General features: G+C 69.0%; 6 protein-coding genes. All 6 read left to right on the plus strand.

The window, feature by feature from the left end:
• A partial coding sequence (locus Q1N79_RS05720) for an aldehyde dehydrogenase family protein (protein WP_300605326.1) occupies nt 1-492 on the plus strand: 492 nt, incomplete at its 5' end.
• Nucleotides 493-566: 74 nt separating this feature from the next.
• A complete protein-coding gene (locus Q1N79_RS05725) occupies nt 567-1,988 on the plus strand; it encodes a hypothetical protein (RefSeq protein WP_300605328.1) in 1,422 nt (473 codons plus the stop codon).
• A 203-nt stretch (nt 1,989-2,191) separates the two neighbouring features.
• Nucleotides 2,192-3,406, plus strand: a complete 1,215-nt coding sequence (locus Q1N79_RS05730) for a nucleotide sugar dehydrogenase (RefSeq protein ID WP_300605329.1) — start codon at nt 2,192-2,194, stop codon at nt 3,404-3,406.
• Nucleotides 3,403-4,167 (plus strand): glycosyltransferase, encoded by a 765-nt coding sequence (locus tag Q1N79_RS05735; RefSeq protein ID WP_300605331.1) that lies wholly within the window; start codon nt 3,403-3,405, stop codon nt 4,165-4,167. Before Q1N79_RS05730 ends, Q1N79_RS05735 begins: the two co-directional genes overlap by 4 nt.
• Nucleotides 4,167-5,219: an NAD(P)-dependent oxidoreductase gene (locus Q1N79_RS05740; RefSeq protein WP_300605333.1), complete on the plus strand. Its 1,053-nt coding sequence runs from the start codon at nt 4,167-4,169 to the stop codon at nt 5,217-5,219. Before Q1N79_RS05735 ends, Q1N79_RS05740 begins: the two co-directional genes overlap by 1 nt.
• Before the next feature lie 70 nt (nt 5,220-5,289).
• Complete coding sequence (gene pafA / locus Q1N79_RS05745) at nt 5,290-6,648, plus strand: Pup--protein ligase (RefSeq protein ID WP_300605335.1); 1,359 nt, start codon at nt 5,290-5,292, stop codon at nt 6,646-6,648.
• Nucleotides 6,649-6,652 lie beyond the last annotated feature (4 nt).

Consider the following 6,652-nt stretch of genomic DNA (forward strand, 5'->3'; position numbering starts at 1 on the left):
CCGGGCCTCGAGGAGTCCACGGAGGTCGGGCCGCTGGTCAACCAGCCCACCAGGTCCAAGGTCGCCGAGCTGGTGACCGACGCGGCGGACTCCGGCGGCACGGTCGTCACCGGCGGCCGGGCGCCGGCGCGGCGCGGGTACTTCTACGAGCCGACGCTGATCGACGAGGTGCCCGCCGAGGCGGCGATCCTGGGCACCGAGATCTTCGGCCCCGTCGCGCCCGTGGTCCGGTTCACCGACGAGGCCGACGCGATCCGGTGGGCCAACGCCACCGAATTCGGCCTGGTCTCCTACGTGTACACCCGCGACCTGAGCCGCGGGCTGCGGGTGTCGGAGGCCCTGGAAGCAGGCATGGTCGGGCTCAACCGCGGCCTGGTCTCCGACCCGGCCGCGCCCTTCGGCGGCGTCAAGCAATCCGGCATCGGCCGCGAGGGCGCGCACGAGGGGCTGCTTGAGTACACGGAAACGAAGTACATCGCCACGAACTGGTGACGCGGCACGGGGAGCGGGCCGGATCGGGCGCCATCTGCTCCGGCTTCCGACCCGAATGCGGTAGCTTCGATGCCGTGCCCGAGACGATGCGCCTCGATGAAGCGGCTCAGGGAGCGCCAGCGGGGCGTCGGTCCGCCTCCGGCGTGCTCGGCGACTTGTTCCCGGCATCGGCGCCCGCCCCGCGGCGACCGCTGAGCCGCCGGGTGATCGGTGTCGTGGCGCAGGTCGCGGCGGTCGCCCTCGGCGCCGTGGTGCTGCTTGAGCGCATTCCGGGACTTCCGCCCTGGGACACGATTTACGCGGAGGACTACTGGAAGTTCTTCCCGCAGGCGCTGCAGCGGCCATGGCAGCTGTTCATCCCTTACGGCGGTTATGAGGAGCTCCTGCCGCGGGTGATAGCGCAGCTGGCGACCTACCTTCCGTTGCCGCAGGTGTCCCGCTGGGACGCGGTGTGCGGAGCCGCGATCGCGGCCGCCTGCGGTCTGTTCGTCTTTCACGCGAGCGCGGGGCACATCCGCTCTAAGCCGCTGCGGGCTTTGCTCGGCGCCGCCGTGGTGCTGTTGCCTGTCGCGCCGATGGAGATAGCCGACAGCGCCGTCGATGCCCTGTGGTACCTGATGCTCGCCCTGTTCTGGGCGCTGCTCTGGCGCCCGCGAACGCGTGCGGGGATGGCCGCGGCGGCGCTGGTGGCGTTCGCGGCGACCTCGAGCGAAGTGACGATGGTCCTGTTCGCGCCGCTGGTGGCGGCGCGCCTGTTCGCGCTGCGCCGCCCTCGTGAGCACGCGGTGACCGCGGGCTGGGTGGCGGGCCTGCTGGTGCAGCTGCCCGTGGTCCTGCTGGGCACCTCCGGTCAGTCCCGGCTGGCCGGCCGGCCGGAGGTCGGCCGCGCACTCGCCCTCTACGCCCACGACGTGGTGCTGACATCGATCAGCTGGCACCTGGCGGAGCGGCTGCAGTCGCTGGCCGGAAGCACCATGGCCATCGTGATCGTGGCCGCCATCCTGGCCGTCATCATCGGCTCGATCCTCCTCGCCCAGCCCGCGAGCAGGCCGTTCGTGGTGGCCGCGGTGGCGACCGGACTTCTCTTTTACCTGTTCGACGCGTCCCTGAACCCCCGTGTGCACTATCCCGCGTTCCCCGACTACGAATCCGGCTCCCGCTATACGGACCTGCCCATCTTCCTGTTCGAGTGCGTCGCGGTCGTCGGGGTCGACCACGTCCTGCGACGGCGCCGCGAGGCCCGCGGCCGGCGCGGGACGAGCCGGCGCGGGACGAGCCTGCGCGCCGTGGCGGCGGTCTCGGCGCTGGTCGCCGTCCTGGGAGCCGCCTGGATAGCCGACTTCAGGTACCCGGGCTACCGCAGCGAGGCGTCCTGGAATTGGGGTCCCATCGCCGCCACGTGGCTGCACGACTGCGCGCTGTCCGCATCCGGCGAGATCACCGTGCATACGGCGGCGCAAACCTGGACCCTCCCGTGCGACCGGATACGCCCGTAGCCGGGCGCGCGGCCAACCATGGCCCCGGGGGTTCACCGCCCCCCGCGCGTATCTACCATGACAAGACGTTCATCATCTTGACGGGACGAGAATCTGCCAGCCGGTCCGAGCGAAGAATGACCGAATACGGGCGGTAATCCCGGTATGGTAGGTGCCCGGGCTGTCAGCCGGGACGCGCGTTATGACAAGCGGAGGTAGGAGCGATGGCGGGATCGCCTGCAGGCGACCAGTTCGACCGCGATGTGGTTGTCATCGGTGGATGTGGCCACGTGGGCCTGCCGCTCGCGATCGCGTTCGCCGATCGCGGCGCCCGGGTCGGCATCTACGACGTGAGCGAGGCCGCCGTCGCCACGGTGAACGCCGGCACGCTGCCGTTCGACGAGCCCGGGGCCGCCGGGGTGCTGGCGCGGGTGGTTTCCGCCGGCCGGCTCCAGGCCTCGTCCGACCCGTCGATCGTGGGCTCCGCCGAGCACGTCGTCGTGGTGATCGGAACGCCAGTCGATGAGCACCTCAACCCCGACCAGCAGGCGATCCCGGCCGCGCTTGGCGGCTGCGCGGACTACCTGCGCGCCGGCCAGCTGCTCGTGCTGCGGTCCACTGTCTTCCCCGGGGTCACGGCGCTTGTGGAGAAGATGATCGCCGGCCGCGGCACCGAGATCGAGGTGGCGTTCTGCCCGGAGCGGATCGCCGAGGGCAAGGCGATGACCGAGCTGTTCGAGCTGCCGCAGATCGTCTCCGCCCGCTCGCCGCAGGGCCTGGAGCGCGCGAAGAAGCTGTTCGGCCGGCTGACCGACACGATCGTGGAGCTGTCGCCAGAAGAGGCCGAGCTGGCCAAGCTGTTCACGAACGTGTGGCGGTACATCAAGTTCGCGGCGGCCAACCAGTTCTACATGATGGCCAACGACCGCGGGCTCGACTTCGAGCGCATCCGCAAGGGGCTCACCCAGGACTACCCGCGGGCCGCGGACATGCCCGGCGCCGGGTTCGCCGCCGGGCCGTGCCTGTTCAAGGACACGATGCAGCTCGCCGCGTTCAACAACAACCAGTTCGCCCTCGGCCACACCGCGATGACGATCAACGAGGGGCTGCCGCTGTACCTGGTGCACCGGCTCGAGCAGCGGTTCGACCTCGCGTCGATGACCGTCGGGATCCTGGGCATGGCGTTCAAGGGCGGCTCGGACGACATCCGCTCCAGCCTGTCCTACAAGCTCAAGCGGATCCTCGCGTTCAAGGCGCACCGGGTGCTTTGCGCCGACCCGTACGTCACCGTCGATGAGAACCTGCTGCCGCAGGACGAGGTCATCGCGCGGTCCGACCTGCTGGTGATCGCCGCGCCGCACCCGGAGTACCGGGGCCTGGTGACCGACAAGCCGGTCGCTGACATCTGGAACGTTCTCGGGACGGGTGTGCGGGTATGACGGCTGACACGCCACGGGTCTCCGTGGTAGTGCCTGCGTACAACGAGAGCGAGCACATCGTCCCCGTCCTTGACCGGCTGTTCGAGTCGGTGCGGCTGCCATGCGAAGTGCTCGTGGTCGTCGACACCGCGGACGACACGACGATCCCCGTCGTGACCGACTACTCGGCCAAGGAGCCGCGGATCCGGTGCCTGATCAACACCTACGGCCGCGGCCCGGCCAACGCGATCAGGTTCGGCATCGCCGCTGCCGCCGCCCCGGTGGCGGTGGTGACGATGGCCGACGGGTGTGACGACCCGCGGCAGATCGACGACCTGGCCAGGCTGGTGGACCGCGGTGTCGCGGTCGCCGCCGCCTCCCGGTACATGCCCGGGGGCCAGCAGGTCGGCGGTCCCATCCTCAAGGGACTGCTGTCGAAGCTGGCCGGCCGGTCGCTGAAGCTGCTCGCCCACATCGGGACCAGGGACGCCACGAACTCGTTCAAGGCGTACTCCACCGACTTCGTCCGGGCGGTCGGCATCGACTCGCGGGACGGGTTCGAGATCGGCATCGAGCTCACCGCCAAGGCCAAGCGGATGCGGATGCCCGTGGCGGAGATCCCCACGATCTGGCTGGACCGCCAGGCCGGGGTGTCGAACTTCAAGGTTGCCAAGTGGATACCCGGCTACCTGCGGTGGTACCGATTCGCGTTCGGGCGGCGGCTGACCGCCGAGCGGATCCGGGCATACGGGAAGAAAATACGAAAGGGAGACGAGCAGTAATGCAGTCGGCTGGTTCGCGCCACCATGGAAAGAAGGTTCTGATCAGCGGGTCGGCCGGGTTCATCGGCGGCTACGTGGTCGAGGAACTGCTCGCGAAGGGCTATTCCGTCGTCGGCGTCGACAACTTCTCCAAGTACGGGAAGGTCGCCAAGTCCTACGACAACAACCCCAACTACGAGCTGATCGAGGGCGACTGCCGTGACGTCGACCTGCTGACGCGGCTGCTCGAGGACTGCGATCACTTCATCGCGGGCGCCGCGATGATCGGCGGCATCTCCTACTTCCACACGTACGCTTACGACCTGCTCGCCACCAACGAGCGGATCATCGCGGCGTCCTGCGACGCCGCGATCGCCGCGCACAAATCGGGCGGGCTGGGCAAGGTCACGTTCCTGTCCTCCTCGATGGTGTTCGAGTCCACCCCCGAGTGGCCCTCCTACGAGGGCCAGGAGCGCTCGGTGCCGCCGCCGCTGTCCTCGTACGGCTTCCAGAAGCTCGCCGTGGAGTACTTCGCCCGCGCGGCGTGGGACCAGTACAAGCTGCCCTACACGATCGTGCGGCCGTTCAACTGCGTGGGCATCGGCGAGTCCCGCGCCCTGGGCGATCAGGAGATCCTGTCAGGCAACGTCAAGCTCGCGATGAGCCACGTGGTGCCCGACCTGGTGCAGAAGGTGCTCAAGGGGCAGGACCCGCTGCACATCCTCGGCTCGGGCGACCAGGTGCGGCATTACACCTACGGCGGCGACCTGGCCCGCGGCGTGGTCATCGCCATGGAGCACCCGGACGCGCTGAACGAGGACTTCAACCTGTCCACCGCGCAGTCCACCACGGTGCTCGAACTCGCCGGGGCGATCTGGAAGAAGGTCAAGGGCACGGACGTCCCGCTGCGCGTGGTGAGCGACGAGCCGTTCGAGTACGACGTGCAGCGCCGCGTCCCGGCCATAGACAAGGCCAGGCAGGTGCTCGGCTTCGAGGCGACCACCTCGCTGGACGAGATGCTCGACGAGGTGATCCCCTGGATCGCCCAGGCCGTCGAGAACGGCACGATCTGACCGAGCCAGGCAGACTCGGGTTCGGCGAGCCATAGTGACCTGCGCGCGTAAGTGAACGTAGCCTAGAGGCGTGGACAGGCGAATCTTCGGGCTCGAGAACGAGTACGGCGTGACGTGCACTTTCCGGGGACAGCGGCGGCTGTCGCCGGACGAGGTGGCCCGCTACCTCTTCCGTCGCGTCGTCTCGTGGGGCCGCAGCAGCAATGTCTTCCTCCGCAACGGTGCGCGGCTCTACCTCGACGTGGGCAGCCACCCGGAGTACGCCACCCCGGAGTGCGACAACGTCGTAGACCTCGTGGCGCACGACAAGGCGGGCGAGCGGATCCTGGAGGGCCTGCTCGTCGACGCCGACCGGCGGTTGCGCGAGGAAGGCATCGCGGGGGACATCTACCTGTTCAAGAACAACACAGACTCGGCGGGCAACTCCTACGGGTGCCACGAGAACTACCTGGTGGGCAGGCACGGGGAGTTCGGCAGGCTGGCGGACATCCTGATCCCCTTCCTGGTCACCAGGCAGATCATCTGCGGCGCGGGCAAGGTCCTGCAGACGCCGCGCGGCGCGGTCTACTGCGTCAGCCAGCGGGCCGAGCACATCTGGGAGGGCGTGTCCTCGGCGACCACCCGGTCCCGGCCGATCATCAACACGCGCGACGAGCCGCACGCCGACGCGGAGCGATTCCGGCGGCTGCACGTCATCGTCGGCGACTCCAACATGAGCGAGACCACGATGCTGCTCAAGGTCGGCGCGACCGACCTGGTGCTGCGCATGGTCGAGGCCGGCGTCGTGCTGCGCGACATGACGCTCGACAACCCGATCCGGGCAATCCGCGAGGTCAGCCACGACATGACCGGCCGCAGCCGGGTGCGGCTCGCCAACGGCCGCGAGATGAGCGCCCTGGAGATCCAGTACGAGTACCTGTCCAGGGCGCGGGATTTCACCGACAAGAACGGGCTCGACGCGATCGCCGCCCGCGTGCTCGAGATGTGGGAGCGGGCGCTGGGCGCGATCGAGAGCGGTGACCTGGACAAGATCGCCAGGGAGATCGACTGGGTGACGAAGTACCAGCTGATCGAGCGCTACCGGGCCAAGCACGACCTGCCGCTGTCGGCGCCGCGCGTCGCCCAGCTCGACCTGGCCTACCACGACGTGCACCGCGGCCGCGGCCTGTACTACCTGCTCCAGCGCAACGGCGCGGTGGACCGGGTCACCAGGGACCTGGACATCTTCGAGGCCAAGTCGATCCCGCCGCAGACGACCCGGGCCAAGCTGCGCGGGGAGTTCATCCGCCGCGCGCAGGAAAAGCGCAGGGACTTCACGGTGGACTGGGTGCACCTGAAGCTGAACGACCAGGCGCAGCGCACCGTGCTGTGCAAAGACCCGTTCCGCTCGGTGGACGAGCGCGTGGAAAAGCTCATCGCGGGCATGTAACCGC

This window comes from Trebonia sp., assembly GCF_030042015.1.
In the GTDB taxonomy this organism is placed as follows: Bacteria; Actinomycetota; Actinomycetes; order Streptosporangiales; family Streptosporangiaceae; genus Trebonia.